This window comes from Jiangella aurantiaca, from assembly GCF_004349105.1.
Taxonomy (GTDB): Bacteria; Actinomycetota; Actinomycetes; order Jiangellales; family Jiangellaceae; genus Jiangella; species Jiangella aurantiaca.
The window spans coordinates 125217-140158 of record NZ_SMLB01000012.1; the positions used below are offsets into that span (position 1 = coordinate 125217).

The following is a 14942-nucleotide window of genomic DNA, read 5'->3' on the forward strand; positions in this document are numbered from 1 at the left end:
TGGGCGCGCGGCGGCGGGGTAGTCACCGTCACGGCTGTCGACGCGACGAACTCCGGGAGGACCCGCCGTGACCGGACTCCACGTGCTCAACGAGATGCGGCGCTGGCTCGTGCGGCCGGGAATTGAGCAGCGGTTGCTGGCCGCCCTCCTCGTCAGCGTGCTGGTCATCGTGAGCGGACTGGTCCTCCTGCGCCTCGCGTCCGACCCCGAGACGCCTTCCGGTCGGGACACGGCGGGAGCGGCGGCGCAGGCTCAGCTCCCGGCGATACTCCAGCTGCCGGCCTCGCGGCAGGCGGAGTCGTAGCTCGCTCCAGCACACATGGCGGACAGGATCGCGACGCCGGTGTCGACGCCGCGATCCAGGCCGCTCCGGATCGGGTTGTCAACCAGAGATGACAGCGGCCGGGTCAGGGCGCTGGGACCGTGAGCAGGTAGTCATCGGCGTCGTCGTCCCAGCGCAGCTCAATGGCTCCGGTCGTGGCGGCGGCGCGGACGAACTGGAGGAAGCTGCGGAAGCCGAGCGCCTGCTCGCCGAAGCCGGGGCGGATCCGGCGCAGCTGGTCCTTGAGCCCGGACAGCGCGGCCCGGCCCTGCTTCGCCGTCAGATCCTGGACGACGGAGCGGAGCAGGTCGAACGCCTCCTGCTCGCCGTCGAGCGCGGGGAGCAGCACCTCGGGATCGCCCTTGGTCGGCCCGTCCGCCAGCTCGACGACGTGCCGCTCGGCCAGGTGGCGCAGCAGCTCGCCGAACGCGCGGAAGCCGTGGTCGGCCTCGTTGAACGTCGGGTCCTTGCGCAGCAGCGTCCGCTTGAGCGTGGACGCGGTCACCTGGCCGCCGGTGCGCTGCAGGCCGGCGACGCTCTGCGCGACGACGCCGGCGAGGTCGTCGAGGTCGCGAGGCGGCCGCTCGTCGGCGGGCGGCTGTTCGTGGGCCGGCGCCGGCCCGGCGGGCTCGGCCGCGAGCCGTTCCGGCTCGCGCTGCCGTGAGTGCCGGCTGGGGGCGGGCTCGATCCCCTCGAGGTCGTCGTAGTAGAGGAACTCGTCGCATGCGGGCGGCAGCAGCGCCGACGTCGACGCGCGGATGCCGACGCCGATGACCCGCTTGTTCAGCTCGCGCAGCTTGTACACCAGCGGCGTGAAGTCGCTGTCGCCCGTGCAGATCACGAACGTCGACACGTAGTCGCGCACGAACGCCAGCTCGACGGCGTCGACGGCCATCTTGATGTCGGCGGCGTTCTTGCGGGAGGCGCCCATCCGCTGCGGCATCTCGATCAGCTCGACGTGCGAGCGGGTGAGCATGCGCCGGTCCTCGTCGAAGTACGACCAGTCGGCGTACGCCCGCCGCGCGACGACCCGGCCGCGCTCTGCCAGCGCGTCGGCGATCGGCCGCACGTCGAAGGCCAGGCCGCCCAGGTCTTCGCGGGCGCCGATGGCGAGGTTCTCGTAGTCCAGGAACAGGGCGATGCGATCTTCGTCGTCCACACCGGCAGGCTACGCCCGCGTCCGCCGCACTCCTCCGTGATCATCAAGGATCGACCACGTCATGGTGTGGTCGATCCTTGATGATCACGGAGGTGGGAGATCTTCCGGCAGGCCGATCGCCGACGCCGTCCAGCGGGTCGCCGAGGCGCGTGGCGGCACTCGACCTCGAGCTGACCGATGACGAGGTGCGCGCACTGGAGGAGCTGTACACGCTGCGGCTCCCGTCGGGCTTCGAGTGACGTAACGATCTCCGTGGCACGGCGTAACCGGATGGAAACCGCCGACCGGAATCTTCTACTCACCATCTCCTGAAACCGGCATACCGGGCCGGGTCAGGATTCCGGGGTCGCGACCCGACCTCGCGCACCAGCCCCTCGCCGCTGCGCGGTCGCACCCCGATGTCGCGGGCACGCGCAGCTCTGCCCTGCGTGAGCCGAAGGTGACCTGATGCCCTTGAACGAGGATCGACCGCACCGCACCACCGGACTCCCACGACGTCTCTCGCGGCGCGTCGCCGCCGCCGGCATTGCCGCGGTGGCCGGTGTGGCCGCCGTCGTGGCCGTCGCAACCCAGGCGTCCGTCCTGCATGCCGAGCCCGGCGCGCCGGCCCTCGAGACCCCCGTGCCGACCATCGCCGCCGAGTCGACGGGCGAGGACGCGCCCGAGCAGGCGTCGCCCGCGACCCCCGTCCCGGCGCCGGCGGTGACGGCGGCTGCCTATGACCCGCCGACCGTCGACGAGGTCGCGTACGTGCGCTACCTGGTCAGCCAGGATCCGTCCTACGCCGGCACGGCCAGCGTCGGCGGCGGCGCCGGCGCGCAGTACCTGTCCGCCGACCTGGCCGATCCGAGCGTGAGCGCCGACGACGACCGCCGGTACAGCCTGTTCTACTTCGACTACGCAGCCGACCAGCTCCTGCACTACGTCGTCGACGTCACCACCGGCACGGTCGAGTCGGTGACGGAGGGCACGGGCGTGCAGCCGGCACCCACCGACCAGGAGACGTTGCTCGCGTACCAGTTGCTGCTCGCCGATCCGCTCAGCCAGGGCATCAAGGACGAGTTCCGGGCCGCGACCGGTGAGGAGCTCACCGACCCGGCCCAGACGACGTTCACCGCGCACGCGTACACCGCCGGACCGGCCGACCTCGGCGCGGAGTCGTGCGGCGTGCAGCGCTGCGTCCAGCTGATGGTCCAGGCGCCGGACGGCCGGTACCTCACCACGACGCCACTGGTCGTGAACCTGTCGGCGCAGACCGTGACGTCCATCAAGTGACCCAGGAGACGACTGAAGATGCGCGTACCGAAGCTCGTGCTCGCCGCCGCCCTCGCGGCGTCCTCGCTCGCCGGGTTCACGTCGACGGCGTCCGCCGCGTCCGTGACCGAGCTGTCCTGCTCGGGCCCGTCGCTGGTGAAGGAGACCCTCCGATCCGGCTCGGGCTGGGAGATGTGCTGGCGGATCGACAGCTACCGCGGCCTCGTCGTCGACAAGGTGGCGTTCACGCCTCGCGACGAGGGCCGGCCGGTCATGGTGCTCGACTCGATCGGGCTGGCTCAGCTCAACGTCCCCTATGACACCGGCATGACGGAGTACAACGACGTCACCACCTATCAGGTGGGCGGCCGCCGGATGCAGGACCAGACGGCGATCGACTGCCCGGCCGGTGAGATCCGCAGCTCCTACCTCACCGAGACCCGCCCGCTGGCGCCCGTGCTGTGCGTCGGCGAACAGGAGGCCGGGCTCGCGTACCGGTCGAACATCACCAACGACGCGCTCTACGGCGCGCAGGGCACGCACCTGGTGCTGCATACGGTGTCGCGGATCGGCTGGTACGAGTACCAGACCGAGTACCGCTTCCACGACGACGGCGAGATCACCGTCCGGCTGGGCGCCACAGGCGACCTCTCGCCGAACGACTACGTCGACGCGGTCAACTTCGGCTGGCCGATCGCGGAGGGCCAGGAGGACTTCGCCGTCAACCACTACCACAGCGCGTTCTGGCGGGTCGCGTTCGACATCGACAGCGCGGCGAGGCAGCGCGTGGAGAAGATCGACTCCGAGTTCACCGGCGAGTACGGCACCACCGGCGACACCGGGAGGACGCCGGTCATCGAGACCGCGATCAGCCCGGTGAACCGGGAGCAGAAGCTGATCCTGGACAACCGCGAGACCTACCGGGTCGTGAACCCCGACAGCCTCAACGCCGACGGTCACGCCCGCTCCTATGAGATCGTCATGGACCGCGCGCAGGCGTACGCGCTGAACCCGGAGACCGACTACGACCTCGCGTTCACCGAGCCGAAGTCCGACGAGATCTTCGCGTCGTACAACCTGCTGCCGTCGAAGCCGAACGCGAGCGTCACGCAGTACGTCGCCAACCGGGAACGCCTGCGCAAACCGGTGGCCTGGGTGAACGTGGGCTTCCACCACATCGTGCGCGACGAGGACCAGAGCCCGATGCCGATCCACTGGCAGGGCTTCACGCTCTACCCGCGCGACTTCACCGCGCAGAACCCGAACGTCCCCGAGGGCCGGAAATGGGTCAACGGAGACATGCGCGGCGTGCCGAACCCGAACATCACGCCGACCCCGACCCCCACGCCGACGGTGACGCCGTCGCCGTCCGCCACCCCGACGCCCACGCCGGCCCCGTCGGCCAGCCCGACCACGACGAGCCGGCCGCGGCCGACGCCGCAGCCGCGGCCCACCGGGCGGCCGACCGGCTGGGGCTGACCGTGGAGCCGACCGGCGCGGAAGTGAGGTTCGGATGTCGCTGGACCTGGACGAGCCTGCTCTGACCGCGCCGGTCGGCCGGCGGCTGCCCGGCCGGCTGGCCGGCCTCTGCGTGGCGGCGGCTCTGGTGGTGCCCGGCGTGTGGGTGGCGACGGCGGGCAGCGGCCACGACGCGCACGTCGCGCCGGCACCGGGTGCCGCGACCGCGCAGGCGGGAGACGTGCCGACGGCCGCGGACATCTGCTTCGTCCGGATGATGATCCCCCACCACGAGCAGGCGGTGGCGATGAGCGACCTGCTGCTGGCCAAGTCCGGCGTGTGGGAGCGCGGGCGCCGGTACGCCGAGTTCGTCCGCGCGGCGCAGGCCCGCGAGGTCGAGATGATGCGTCGTTGGCTGGACGCGTGGGGGAGCGTGGCGCACGGCGGGCACGGCGCCGGCACTCCCGGCTGCGGCCACACCGGGCCGATGCCCGGCATGCTGCCAGCTGGCCGGATCGAGGCACTACGGGTGGCGGACGGTCCGGCGGCGCAGCTGCTCTACCTGCGGCTGATGATCCCGCACCACGAGGGCGCCGTGGAGATGGCGTACGACGAGATCGCCGCCGGCTCGAACGTCTACGCGGTGTCCGTCGCCAAGCACGTCGTCCAGGATCAGCTGGGGGAGGTCGCGGCGATGGAGTCGATGCTGGCCGAGCTCAGCGCGGCGCCGTGACCCGGACCCGTCGGGCCCGGCTGGTGGCCGTGCTCCTGCTGGCACTGGTCGTGGGCGCGCTGGTGCCGAGCCGGGTGGCGCACGTGTTCACGCTGGACAGCGCGTCGATGCTGCCGACGCTCGAACCGGGCGACTGGGTCGTGGCGAACCGGCAGGACGAGCCGGGACGCGGCGACCTCGTGGTGTTCCGCGACCCGGGCGGCTGGGTGCGGTCCGGCGCGACCGGCGCCAGCCCGTACCTCGTCAAGCGGGTCATCGGGGTGCCCAGCGACCGGGTGAGCTGCTGCTCGCACGGCGCCCTGGTGGTCAACGGCGCGCCCCTGGCCGAGCCGTACCTGGCCGGCGGACCGGCCAGCGCGCTCGCCTTCGACGTCACCGTGCCCGACGGCGCCCTCTGGGTGATGGGCGACAACCGCGGCGACTCCAGGGACTCCCGCTCCGATCCGCTCGGGGAGCACGGCGGTGCCGTCGACCTGGAGCTGGTGGTCGGCGTGGTCTCCCTCGCCTGGGGCAGCCAGGGTGTGCGGACGTTCTGACCCTGTTGGCTCGACGTCTGACATCACCAGGACTTCTCCCGCATCCCCAGGGACGCATGTCTGGGGAAGCGGGAGCACCCCAACTCGACGTGATCCTTCAGCTCGCGCGGCGCTCCAACAGGACGGTGTCGTGCCAGACGCCGTCGACCTGGGCGATCCGCTCGCGGATGCCGACGGTGCGGTAGCCGGCCTGGTGGTGCAGCGACAGGCTGGCGCGGTTCTCGGTGAACACCGCCGTCTGCAGCGTCCACAGCCCGTCCGCGTCGGCCGCCGTCACCTGCTTCCGCAGCAGCGCCTTCCCGACGCCGCGGCCCCGATGGTCCGGGGAGACGTACACCGAAGTCTCGCCGACGCCGCGGTAGCAGTCGCGGGTCGAGATCGGCGCGACGGCGGTCCAGCCGACGACGGCGCCGTCGATCTCGGCGACCCAGCGGTGGCCCGGCAACCAGCGCGCCGCCAGCTGTGCGGCCGGCGGCACCGACGTCTCGAACGTCGCGATGCCGGTGTCGATGCCCTCGCGGTAGATGCGCCGCACGGCCGGCCAGTCGGCGTCGTCCAGCGCCCGGACGGTGACGTCGGCCGGGACGTCGTCGGGGCAACACGGCCGGGTGGCGCCGGCCATCCCCATGACGACGTCGGCCATGTGGGGGAGCCCGGTGCAGCAGGCCTCGTTGACGGTGACCCGAGTGCTGGTGCCGACCTTGGACACGTGCACGAACCGGGTGGCGGCCAGCTTGCGCACGTGGTGCGAGCAGGTCGACTGGCTGATGCCGAGCAGCTCGGTCAGCTCGCCGACGGTCAGGCCGCCGTTCGAGGTGGCGACGGCGTGCAGCAGCCGGACCCGGGTGGGGTCGGAGAGTGCGGCGAAACACTCGGCGTAGTCGGTGGCGGCGTCGGCCGGGAGCAGCGACGCCGGGGCGGCCAGGATCGTCATGTGACGCAGTCTATCGACACACATCGATAGTTGCGACGATCGACACTTGTCGATAGAGTCTCCCACCAGTCCATCGACGGTCTTCGATGAAAGTGAGTCGCACATGACGGATCCGGTGGTGGTGACCGGCGCCGGCCCGGTCGGGCTGGCGGCGGCGGCCGAACTGGCCGAGCGCGGTCTCGACGTCGTGGTGTTCGAACGCGGCGCGACGGCGGCCGCGGCGGTCGCGGAGTGGGGACACGTCCGGCTGTTCTCCGCCTGGCCGGAACTGATCGCGCCCGCTGCCCGGCGGTTGCTGGAACACACGGGCTGGACTCCGCCGCCGGCCGACGCGTACCCGACCGGCGCCGAGTGGGTGCGCGACTATCTCGCCCCGCTGGCCATGGCGCTGGGGGAGCGGGTGCGCACGAGCGCTGAGGTCGTCGGCGTCGCCCGCCGCGGTCGCGACCGCGTGGTCGACGCCGGCCGCGACACCGAGCCGCTCACCGTCCACGTCCGGTACGCCGACGGGCGGGAGGGGCGGGTGCTCGCCCGCGGCCTCGTCGACGCGTCCGGCACCTGGGTCGCCCCGAACCCGCTGGGCGGCGACGGCCTACCCGCGCTGGGCGAGCGCGCCGCCGTCGAGGCCGGCCGCATCACGTACCGAGTGCCGGACCTCAGCCGGCCGGCCGTCCGCGACCGCTATGCCGGCCGGCACGTCGTCGTCGCCGGGAGCGGACACTCCGCCCTGACCGCCCTCGTGTCCCTGACCAGGCACAACGGTGACACGGCGGTGACGTGGCTGCTGCGGCGCGGTGGCATCGGTGACACCTTCGGCGGGGGCGACGCCGACGAGCTGCCGGCCCGCGGGCGGCTCGGCCGGCAGGCGCGTGCCGCGGTCGAGGCGGGCGGCGTCCAAGTGGTCACCGGCTTCCGGACGGCGGCCGTCGAGGCCCGTCACGGCGAACGCCTGACGTTGGTCGCCGAGGACGGCCGCACCGTCGACGCCGTCGACCACGTGATCGCGCTGACCGGGCTGCGGCCGGACCTGAGCTGGCTGTCGGAGGTGCGGCTGGAGCTCGACCCGGCGCTGCAGGCCCCGGTGCGGCTGGCACCGCTGATCGACCCGAACGTGCACTCGTGCGGCAGCGTGCCGCCGCACGGCGTCCGTGAGCTGGGCCAGCCGGAGCCCGGGGTCTACCTCGCCGGCATGAAGAGCTACGGCCGCGCGCCGACGTTCCTCGCGCTCACCGGGTACGAGCAGGTGCGCAGCATCGCCGCCGCGCTCGCCGGCGACCGCGCCGCCGCCGAGCGGGTCGAGCTGGTGCTGCCGGAGTCCGGCGTCTGCGGCGGCTCGGGCGGGTACGACGGCGACGGCGGCAGCGGCGGCTGCTGCGGGGTGGCGGCGGAGCCGGAACTGATCCAGCTGAGCGCGCCGTCCGGTCGCTGAATACAGGGTTCCCTGAATACAGCGATCCGTGTATCGTGCGGCGTCATGAGCACCGTCACGATGTCGCACAGTGAGGCCGTGGCCCGGCTCGGCCACGCGCTGTCCGACCCCACACGGGCGCGGATCCTGCTCGCGCTGCGCGAGGCGCCGGCGTTCCCGTCCGACCTCGCCGACGCGCTGGGCGTGTCGCGTCAGGTGATGTCGAACCAGCTGGCCTGCCTGCGCGGCTGCGGGCTGGTCGAGGCCACCCGCGACGGCCGCCGCACGTGGTACCGCCTGTCGGACCCGCACCTGGCGCCGGCGCTGGACGAGCTGCTGCGGGTGATGCTGTTCGTCGATCCGGCCTGCTGCGGGCCCGACGGGTGCACCTGCGGATGAGCGGCGTGGTGCGTGCCGGCCGGCGCGCGGTGCTGCGCCGCCGGGTCCGGCTGATCGTCGCGACGACGATCGGCTACAACGTGGTCGAGGGGGTCGTCGCCATCGCGGCCGGCGCCGCGGCGTCGTCGGCCGCGCTGATCGGGTTCGGGCTGGACTCCGTCGTCGAGGTCGTGTCGGCCGCCGCGATCGCCTGGCAGTTCGCCGGCCGCGACCACGAGGCGCGCGAGCGGGCCGCGCTGCGGATCATCGCGTTCTCGTTCTTCGGACTGGCTGCGTACGTCGGGTTCGAGGCGGTCCGTGCGCTGGCCGGCGCGGCCGAGCCCGAGCACAGCACCGTCGGCATCGTGCTGGCCGCGGTGAGCCTGGCGGTCATGCCGGCGCTGTCGTTCGTGGAGCGGCGGACCGGGCGCGAGCTGGGGTCGGCGGCCGTCGTCGCGGACTCGAAGCAGACGCTGATCTGCAGCTACCTGTCGGCGGTGCTGCTGGCCGGGCTGGTGCTGAACTCCGCGCTCGGCTGGTGGTGGGCCGACCCGCTGGCGGCGCTGGTGATCGCCGGATTCGCCGTCCGCGAGGGGATCGAGGCCTGGCGCGGCGACGCCTGCGCGACGACGGCCGGTGCGCTGCTGCGCGACCCGGAGGCCGACGGGTGCGGCCCGGACTGCGACTGCTGCTGACACGCGTCGTCAGCCGCGAGGCGCGACGCCGAGCTGGTCGAGCAGGGTGAGGACCCGCCGCTCGATCTCGTCGCGGATCGGCCGGACGGAGGCGAGGTCCCGGCCGGCGGGATCCTCGAGGGTCCAGTCCTCGTAGCGCTTGCCGGGGAAGATCGGGCACGCGTCGCCGCAGCCCATGGTGACGACGACGTCGGCGGCCTTGACGATCTCGTCGGTCCAGGGCTTGGGGAACTCCGCGGAGATGTCGATGCCGCGCTCGGCCATGGCGGCGACGGCGACCGGGTTGATCTGGTCGCCGGGTTCGGAGCCGCCGGACCACGCGACGGCGCCGTCGCCCGCGTGGTGCTGGAAGAAGCCGAGCGCCATCTGCGAACGCCCGGCGTTGTGGACGCACAGGAACAGGACGGTGGGCCGGCCGTCGTGGTGGAGGCCCTCGACCCGGGCCAGGGCGGTGAGCCGCTGCCGGGCGAAACGCTCGGCCAGCAGCGGGAGGAAGTTCGCGACGACGGCGCGGCCGGCGAACTGGTCGTAGGAGGTGTGCAGGAACCGCTCGATCGTCTCCTGGCCGAACGTGCCCTCGAAGTCGCCGGCCAGCCGGGTGGCGGCGGTGGTGAGGGCGTACTGCTGGTCCAGCGTGATCGGTTCTCGCTCGTCGGTGTTCGGCATGACGGTGTCTCCTGTCAGATGGCGGCGAGACGTGCGGCGAGTCCGTCGACCCGGCCGGCGAGAGCCGTCACGGTGGCGTCGAAGGCCTCGGCGGTGCCCGCCGGGACGGGGTCAGGGATGGACCAGTGCAGCCCGCCGAGGTCGCCGAGCTCCTCGTGGGCGTGGTCGCAGACGGTGATGACGAGGTCGTCGTCGGCCGCGACGTCAGCCAGGCGCTGGGGCCGGGCCGCTCGCAGCGGGAGGCGGTGCCGCCGGGCCGCGGCGACGGCACCGGGGTCGACGCGGTCGGCCGGATGCGTGCCAGCGGAGGCGACGGGGATCTGGCTCGCCTGCTGCCAGAGCGCGGCGGCGAGCTGGGAGCGGGCGGAGTTGGCGGTGCAGACGAACACGACGCGGTGGGCCTGCCCGGCGGCGCCGGGGACGAGGCCGTCGAGCGCGCCCGGGGTGAGCCGTACGTAGCTGCGGCGCCGGTCGGCCTCGGAGCGGCCGCGGGTGAGCAGCCCGGCGGCGTCCAAGGTGTTGAGGTGGTGGGCGAGCAGGTTCGACGGCATGCCCAGGCGGGCCTGGAGCTCGCTGGGGGAGAGGTCGCCGAGGCTGAGCAGGTCGACGATGTGCAACCGGGACGGGTCGGCCAGGGCCGCGTGCTTGGCGGCCCGCCGCTCCACGCCCGTTCGCTCAGTGTTCATTGCCTCAATCTTGACTGAGCTAATTCGCTCCGTCAAGCTGTCACCGTGATGCTTCGACGGTTGTTGGCCGAGTTCCTCGGCACTGGTCTGTTGGTGGCGGTGGTGGTGGGTTCCGGGATCGCCGCCCAGCGGCTCTGGCCCGACGACGTGGGGCTGCAGCTGCTGCAGAACAGCACCGCGACGGTGCTTGGGCTGGCCGTGCTGATCCTGCTGTTCGGCCCGGTCTCCGGCGCGCACTTCAACCCGGTCGTGTCGCTGGCCGGCTGGTGGCTCGGCCGGCGGACCGGTGACGGCCTCACGCCGGCCGAGCTCGCCGCCTACGTGGCCGCGCAGTGCCTCGGCGGTATCGGCGGCGCGCTGCTGGCGAACACGATGTTCGAGGTCGGCGCCGGGACGGCGGCGACCGAGCGTGGCGGGACGGGGCTCCTGGTCGGTGAGGTGGTCGCGACCGCCGGGCTGGTGCTGCTCGTTTTCGCGCTGGCCCGCACCGGACGCGGCGCGTTGTCCGCGCCGGCGGTCGGCGCCTACATCGGGGCGGCATACTGGTTCACCAGCTCAACGTCGTTCGCCAACCCCGCGGTCACCGTCGGGCGGATGTTCTCCGACACCTTCGCCGGAGTCGCGCCGTCCTCGGTGCCGGGGTTCGTCGCCGCCCAGCTCGTGGGTGGTGCCGTCGGCGTGCTGCTCGTCCTCGTCCTGTACCCCGACGCCGGCCGGGCGGCCGACGCCGTCGTCGTCCCGCACCCCGAACCCACGCACGCCCGAGCCTGAGAGGCGTTCCCATGCACATCGTCGCCGTCGGCGGCAGCGACGCCGGCATCTCCGCCGCGCTGCGCGCCCGCGAGCTGGACCCGTCGGCGGAGGTCACCGTGGTCGTGGCCGACGCCTATCCGAACTTCTCCATCTGCGGGATCCCGTACTACATCTCCGGCGAGGTGGGCCACTGGTCGAACCTGGCGCACCGCACGCACGCCGACCTCGAGGACACGGGGATGCGGCTGCGGCTCGACACGCTCGCGACCGGCATCGACGTCGACGGGCGGCGGCTGGCGCTGCGGTCGAGCGACGGCGCGGAGACGACGCTGGACTACGACGAGCTGGTCATCGGCACCGGCGCGCTCCCGATCCGTCCGCCGATCGCCGGGCTGGACGGCCTCGGGGCGGCCGACGGCGTGCACGTGCTGCACTCCATGGGCGACACGTTCGCGCTCGAACGGAGCCTGGAGCGCCTCCAGCCGTCGACGGCGCTCATCGTCGGCGCCGGCTACGTCGGGCTGGAGATGGCCGAGGGGCTGAGCGCCCGCGGCATCGCCGTCACGCAGGTGGAGATGCTGCCCGAGGTGCTGCCTACCGTCGACCCGTCGCTCGGAGCGCTCGTGCACGCCGAGCTGGACCGGCACGGGGTCACCGTCCACACCGGCTCCACGGTGACGCGGGTGGGCCGTGGCGCCGCGGGCCTGCAGGTCGACGGCACCGGCCCGGACGGCGAGCCGCTCGCGTGGGACGTCGACCTGGTGCTCGTGGTGGTCGGGGTCCGCCCCGACACCGACCTGCTCGTCGCCGCCGGGGCGCGCACCGGGCCGCGCGGCGCCGTCGTCGTCGACGAGACCATGGCGACCGGGTTGCCGCACGTCTGGGCCGCCGGCGACTGCGTCGTCACCCACCACCGCCAGCTCGGCGTCACCTACCTGCCGCTGGGCACCACCGCGCACAAGCAGGGCCGGGTGGCTGGCGAGAACGCGCTCGGCGGGCGGACCCGCTTCACCGGCAGCCTCGGCACCCAGGTCGTCAAGGTGTTCGACCTCGTCGCGGCCCGCACCGGGCTGCGGGAGCACGAGGCGGTTGCGGCCGGGTTCGCGCCGGTCAGCAGCACCGCCACGCCCGACGACCACAAGGCGTACTACCCGGGCGCGCAGCCGATCACCATCCGCATCACCGGCGACCGCGACACCGGCGTGCTGCTCGGCGCGCAGCTGGTCGGCCCTCGCGGCACCGAGACGGCGAAACGGGTCGACACCTACGCCACCGCGCTGTTCCACGGCATGACCGTGGACGGGTTCAGCGAGCTCGATCTCTCCTACACCCCGCCGCTCGGCTCACCGTGGGACGCCACCCAGATGGCCACCCAGGCCTGGGTCCGGGAGCACCTGCTGCCGGCGCAGGTGCTCAGCCCTCGCTGAGGTCGTGGAGGGAGGCGGCGGGCCGGCCGGTGAGCGCCGCGACCTCGTCGCTCACCGCCGCCCACCGGCCCAGCCGGATGGACTCGAGCGTCGTCGCGTACGCGTGCGCCCACCACGACGTCTCGCCGCCGTCGAGCAGAGCGGCGACGTACTCGGCCGGCGGGACGTCGACGTAGCGGGCGGCGGGGTCGAGGGCCGCGACCACCTCGGCGAGGCTGAGCGCGGCGGGACCGGTGAGGTCGTGGTGCGTGTTCGACGGCGGGCGCAGCGCCAGCGCGGCCAGCGACCGCCCGACGTCGGCCCGCGCGACCAGCGACACCCGGGCGTCGCCGGCCGGCAGCCGGACCTCGCCGCCGGCCGCGTCGCCGCGCCGGGAGCCGCGCACCAGGGCGGCGAAGAACTCGGTGTACACCGACGCTCGCGCCAGCGAGTAGCCGCAGCCGCTGGCGGCCAGCAGCTGCTCGGTGTGCCCGTTCGTGACGGCGTAACAGAACGGCGACTCGAGGTCGACGTCCAGCCCGCTCAGCGCGACGACGTGCCCGACCCCGGCGTCGGCGGCCGCCTGTACGACGTTGGCGTGGTGCAGCATGACCGTCGCCGCGTGGCCGTCGCTGGATACGAAGACCAGCGTGTCGGCGCCGGTCAGCGCCTTGCGCAGGGTGACGGGGTCGGCGTAGTCGGCGGCCGCGACGGTGACTCCCGGCGGCGGGACGTACGTGCTCGACGGGCGTGCGAGCGCGACCACCTCGTGGCCCGGCTCGCCGGCCAGCAGCTCTGCCACCTGGCCGCCCAGCCGTCCACTCGCCCCGGTCACCGCGATCCTCATGGCCCGGAGCGTAGGCGACCACCCGGCCGATCTTGACGGCGCCCGCCGCCAGGGACACAGTGGACGGCACGGGGGGCGGTGCGATGACGTCTGTGATCCTGGTCGACGACACCACGCTGTCCCGCGACGCGCTGGCCGCCCAGCTGCGCGGCCAGGCGTGGGCCGGCGAGGTTCACACCGCCGCCGACGTCGCCGGCACGGTCCGGCTGCCGCTCGACCCGGAGTCCACCGTCGTCCTGGTGCATCTCGGTTCCGTCGACGGGCTGCGGGTGCTGCGCGCCGTCCGTGCCGCCCTGCCGCAGGCTCGCGTCGTCGCGATCGCGGTCCCCGACGGCGGCGACGACGCCTTGGCATGCGCGCGGACCGGCGTGGCCGGCATCGTGCTGCGCACCGGCACGCTGCGCGACCTCGAGGCCACCGTTGCCGGCGTCGCCCGCGGCGAGACCGTCTGCCCGCCGAGCGTCGTCGCCGCGCTGGTCCGGCACGTGGTCGCGGAGGCCGGCGCCGTCCAGGAGACCGCCGACGACGGCCGCCTGACGTCGCGCGAACGCGAGGTGCTGGTGCTGATCGAGCAGGGCCTCACCAACAAGGAGATCTCGCGCCGGCTCGGGATCGAGGTGCGTACCGTCAAGAACCACGTGCACAACGTCCTCGAGAAGCTGCGCGTCCGGCACCGCAGCGAGGCCGCCGCGCGGCTGCGCGACGCCCGGGTCCCGGAGCTGTCCGCGCTGGTCGCCGCGTCCGCCCGGCAGGGTGAGGTGGCCCGGTCCTAGTACCCCGGACGGGACCATGAAGGGATCGGGGACCGGTCCCTCCCGGCGGCCGAATCCAGGCCCCGGCTGGGCCTGCCGGCCGGCACCGAGGCGGTCCTAGCGTCGGAGCATGCGGCGGATCCGGATCGCGCTGGGCGAGGCGCCCGCGGAACTGCACCGGCTGGTCGAGCAGAGCCTGGCCGGCCAGCCCGACCTCACTCTCGTCGCGGCGACGTCCGGCGAGGTCGGCCTCATGCTCGAGGCGGGCCGGGCCGACGTCGTCGTGGTCGCGATGCACCGTGGCGAGATCCCCGCGGTCGCCGAGCGGCTGCTCGACGAGTACCCGCTGGTCGGCGTCGTCTGTGTCGACGTCGAAGCCGGCCGCGGCGCGGTCTACCGGCTGCGGCCGTCCCTGGAGCCGATGGACGCGGTGTCGCCGGACGCCATCGCGGCCGCGATCCGCAGTGTCGCCGAGAACAACGCCGCGTGGGGGTACCGATGAGTATCGGCTACGACGACTGGCCCGGCGAGACCGACGACGCGGCCGACCCGTACGACGCCTATGACGCCGCCGTCGATGACGACGACGGGTACGGCGACGCGGACGGCGATGGGCTCGGCGCGGCGCTCGCCGAGGTGCTCTCCGACGACTACGCCGACGCGACGCCGGAGGACCTCGAGCTGGCGGTCGCCGGCATCCTCGACGAGCTGAGCCCGGCCGAAGCGTTCGGCTTCGGCAAGGCGCTGCGGCAACTCGGCAGCGGCACCGGCCGGCTGGTGTCCGATCCGGCGTTCGCGCAGATCGCCGGCAAGGTCCTGCCGGTCGCCGGGGGAGCCCTCGGCACCGCGATCGGCGGGCCGCTCGGCACGGCGGTCGGCACCCAGCTCGGCTCGGTGGCGGCACGCTCGCTGCAGCGCACCCCGACGACGGCGGCCGCGCCACCCCCGCCACCAC

Annotated in this window: 17 protein-coding genes and 1 pseudogene; 13 read left to right on the forward strand and 5 right to left on the reverse strand. The window is 73.5% G+C overall.

What is annotated here, in order from left to right:
- Nucleotides 1–67 precede the first annotated feature (67 nt).
- Nucleotides 68–304: a hypothetical protein gene (locus E1262_RS11625; protein WP_132103292.1), complete on the forward strand. Its 237-nt coding sequence runs from the start codon at nucleotides 68–70 to the stop codon at nucleotides 302–304.
- A 103-nt stretch (nucleotides 305–407) separates the two neighbouring features.
- Here E1262_RS11625 and E1262_RS11630 read toward each other — a convergent pair whose 3' ends face one another.
- Nucleotides 408–1481: a PIN domain-containing protein gene (locus tag E1262_RS11630; protein WP_132103293.1), complete on the reverse strand. Its 1074-nt coding sequence runs from the start codon at nucleotides 1479–1481 to the stop codon at nucleotides 408–410.
- A gap of 447 nt (nucleotides 1482–1928) precedes the next feature.
- Here E1262_RS11630 and E1262_RS11635 point away from each other — a divergent pair, with 447 nt between their 5' ends.
- Genes E1262_RS11635 through lepB form a run of 4 tightly spaced genes read left to right on the forward strand, consistent with a single transcriptional unit; the run spans nucleotide 1929 to nucleotide 5462 of the window.
- Nucleotides 1929–2756 (forward strand): hypothetical protein, encoded by an 828-nt coding sequence (locus E1262_RS11635; RefSeq protein WP_132103294.1) that lies wholly within the window; start codon nucleotides 1929–1931, stop codon nucleotides 2754–2756.
- Between the two features lie 18 nt (nucleotides 2757–2774).
- Entirely contained in the window at nucleotides 2775–4214 is a 1440-nt protein-coding gene (locus E1262_RS11640; protein ID WP_132103295.1) for a copper amine oxidase, read from the forward strand.
- Nucleotides 4215–4248: 34 nt separating this feature from the next.
- The gene (locus E1262_RS11645; protein WP_132103296.1) at nucleotides 4249–4926 is read left to right on the forward strand and encodes a DUF305 domain-containing protein; all 678 of its coding nucleotides are present in this window, start codon (nucleotides 4249–4251) and stop codon (nucleotides 4924–4926) included.
- The gene (lepB, locus tag E1262_RS11650; RefSeq protein WP_132103297.1) at nucleotides 4923–5462 is read left to right on the forward strand and encodes a signal peptidase I; all 540 of its coding nucleotides are present in this window, start codon (nucleotides 4923–4925) and stop codon (nucleotides 5460–5462) included. Before E1262_RS11645 ends, lepB begins: the two co-directional genes overlap by 4 nt.
- A gap of 97 nt (nucleotides 5463–5559) precedes the next feature.
- On the opposite strand, the gene E1262_RS11655 is transcribed toward lepB, so the two are convergent.
- Nucleotides 5560–6396, reverse strand: a complete 837-nt coding sequence (locus E1262_RS11655; RefSeq protein WP_132103298.1) for a helix-turn-helix domain-containing GNAT family N-acetyltransferase — start codon at nucleotides 6394–6396, stop codon at nucleotides 5560–5562.
- Between the two features lie 103 nt (nucleotides 6397–6499).
- Here E1262_RS11655 and E1262_RS11660 point away from each other — a divergent pair, with 103 nt between their 5' ends.
- From E1262_RS11660 to E1262_RS11670, 3 genes are read left to right on the forward strand one after another with little or no spacing between them, the layout of a single operon-like run.
- Nucleotides 6500–7825 carry an FAD-dependent oxidoreductase gene (locus E1262_RS11660; protein ID WP_132103299.1) on the forward strand — a complete coding sequence of 442 codons (1326 nt, stop codon included), beginning with the start codon at nucleotides 6500–6502 and terminating at the stop codon, nucleotides 7823–7825.
- Nucleotides 7826–7870: 45 nt separating this feature from the next.
- Nucleotides 7871–8203, forward strand: coding sequence for an ArsR/SmtB family transcription factor (locus tag E1262_RS11665; RefSeq protein ID WP_132103300.1), 333 nt, complete (start codon nucleotides 7871–7873; stop codon nucleotides 8201–8203).
- Nucleotides 8200–8877: a cation diffusion facilitator family transporter gene (locus E1262_RS11670; protein WP_132103301.1), complete on the forward strand. Its 678-nt coding sequence runs from the start codon at nucleotides 8200–8202 to the stop codon at nucleotides 8875–8877. The genes E1262_RS11665 and E1262_RS11670 overlap by 4 nt, the downstream gene beginning before the upstream one ends.
- Before the next feature lie 9 nt (nucleotides 8878–8886).
- Here E1262_RS11670 and E1262_RS11675 read toward each other — a convergent pair whose 3' ends face one another.
- Together E1262_RS11675 and E1262_RS11680 are read right to left on the reverse strand one after the other, a co-directional pair.
- Complete coding sequence (locus E1262_RS11675) at nucleotides 8887–9543, reverse strand: arsenate reductase ArsC (RefSeq protein WP_132103302.1); 657 nt, start codon at nucleotides 9541–9543, stop codon at nucleotides 8887–8889.
- Nucleotides 9544–9557: 14 nt separating this feature from the next.
- Nucleotides 9558–10229: an arsenate reductase/protein-tyrosine-phosphatase family protein gene (locus E1262_RS11680; protein ID WP_132103303.1), complete on the reverse strand. Its 672-nt coding sequence runs from the start codon at nucleotides 10227–10229 to the stop codon at nucleotides 9558–9560.
- Nucleotides 10230–10277: 48 nt separating this feature from the next.
- Here E1262_RS11680 and E1262_RS11685 point away from each other — a divergent pair, with 48 nt between their 5' ends.
- Both E1262_RS11685 and E1262_RS11690 read left to right on the forward strand, forming a co-directional pair.
- Nucleotides 10278–11000 carry an aquaporin gene (locus E1262_RS11685; protein WP_132103319.1) on the forward strand — a complete coding sequence of 241 codons (723 nt, stop codon included), beginning with the start codon at nucleotides 10278–10280 and terminating at the stop codon, nucleotides 10998–11000.
- An 11-nt stretch (nucleotides 11001–11011) separates the two neighbouring features.
- The gene (locus tag E1262_RS11690) at nucleotides 11012–12409 is read left to right on the forward strand and encodes an FAD-dependent oxidoreductase (RefSeq protein WP_132103304.1); all 1398 of its coding nucleotides are present in this window, start codon (nucleotides 11012–11014) and stop codon (nucleotides 12407–12409) included.
- On the opposite strand, the gene E1262_RS11695 is transcribed toward E1262_RS11690, so the two are convergent.
- Complete coding sequence (locus tag E1262_RS11695; protein ID WP_132103305.1) at nucleotides 12396–13235, reverse strand: NAD(P)H-binding protein; 840 nt, start codon at nucleotides 13233–13235, stop codon at nucleotides 12396–12398. The two genes, E1262_RS11690 and E1262_RS11695, sit on opposite strands and share 14 nt — an antisense overlap.
- A gap of 83 nt (nucleotides 13236–13318) precedes the next feature.
- On the opposite strand from E1262_RS11695, the gene E1262_RS11700 reads away from it, so the two are divergent.
- The 3 genes and pseudogenes from E1262_RS11700 to E1262_RS11710 form a co-directional block, all read left to right on the forward strand.
- Nucleotides 13319–14008: a LuxR C-terminal-related transcriptional regulator gene (locus E1262_RS11700; RefSeq protein ID WP_132103306.1), complete on the forward strand. Its 690-nt coding sequence runs from the start codon at nucleotides 13319–13321 to the stop codon at nucleotides 14006–14008.
- A gap of 109 nt (nucleotides 14009–14117) precedes the next feature.
- Nucleotides 14118–14489 carry a hypothetical protein gene (locus E1262_RS11705; protein ID WP_132103307.1) on the forward strand — a complete coding sequence of 124 codons (372 nt, stop codon included), beginning with the start codon at nucleotides 14118–14120 and terminating at the stop codon, nucleotides 14487–14489.
- Nucleotides 14486–14942: pseudogene (locus E1262_RS11710) on the forward strand (hypothetical protein); the annotation flags it as partial. The gene E1262_RS11705 and the pseudogene E1262_RS11710, both read left to right, overlap by 4 nt.

Coding starts and splice junctions, on each gene's coding strand:
- E1262_RS11700 (WP_132103306.1), top strand. CDS start 13,319: ATGACGTCTGTGATCCTGGTCGACGACACCACGCTGTCCCGCGACGCG.
- E1262_RS11665 (WP_132103300.1), top strand. CDS start 7,871: ATGAGCACCGTCACGATGTCGCACAGTGAGGCCGTGGCCCGGCTCGGC.
- E1262_RS11690 (WP_132103304.1), top strand. CDS start 11,012: ATGCACATCGTCGCCGTCGGCGGCAGCGACGCCGGCATCTCCGCCGCG.
- E1262_RS11660 (WP_132103299.1), top strand. CDS start 6,500: ATGACGGATCCGGTGGTGGTGACCGGCGCCGGCCCGGTCGGGCTGGCG.
- E1262_RS11680 (WP_132103303.1), bottom strand. CDS start 10,229: ATGAACACTGAGCGAACGGGCGTGGAGCGGCGGGCCGCCAAGCACGCG.
- E1262_RS11635 (WP_132103294.1), top strand. CDS start 1,929: ATGCCCTTGAACGAGGATCGACCGCACCGCACCACCGGACTCCCACGA.
- E1262_RS11640 (WP_132103295.1), top strand. CDS start 2,775: ATGCGCGTACCGAAGCTCGTGCTCGCCGCCGCCCTCGCGGCGTCCTCG.
- E1262_RS11655 (WP_132103298.1), bottom strand. CDS start 6,396: ATGACGATCCTGGCCGCCCCGGCGTCGCTGCTCCCGGCCGACGCCGCC.
- E1262_RS11675 (WP_132103302.1), bottom strand. CDS start 9,543: ATGCCGAACACCGACGAGCGAGAACCGATCACGCTGGACCAGCAGTAC.
- E1262_RS11695 (WP_132103305.1), bottom strand. CDS start 13,235: ATGAGGATCGCGGTGACCGGGGCGAGTGGACGGCTGGGCGGCCAGGTG.
- E1262_RS11670 (WP_132103301.1), top strand. CDS start 8,200: ATGAGCGGCGTGGTGCGTGCCGGCCGGCGCGCGGTGCTGCGCCGCCGG.
- E1262_RS11685 (WP_132103319.1), top strand. CDS start 10,278: ATGCTTCGACGGTTGTTGGCCGAGTTCCTCGGCACTGGTCTGTTGGTG.
- E1262_RS11705 (WP_132103307.1), top strand. CDS start 14,118: ATGCGGCGGATCCGGATCGCGCTGGGCGAGGCGCCCGCGGAACTGCAC.
- E1262_RS11645 (WP_132103296.1), top strand. CDS start 4,249: ATGTCGCTGGACCTGGACGAGCCTGCTCTGACCGCGCCGGTCGGCCGG.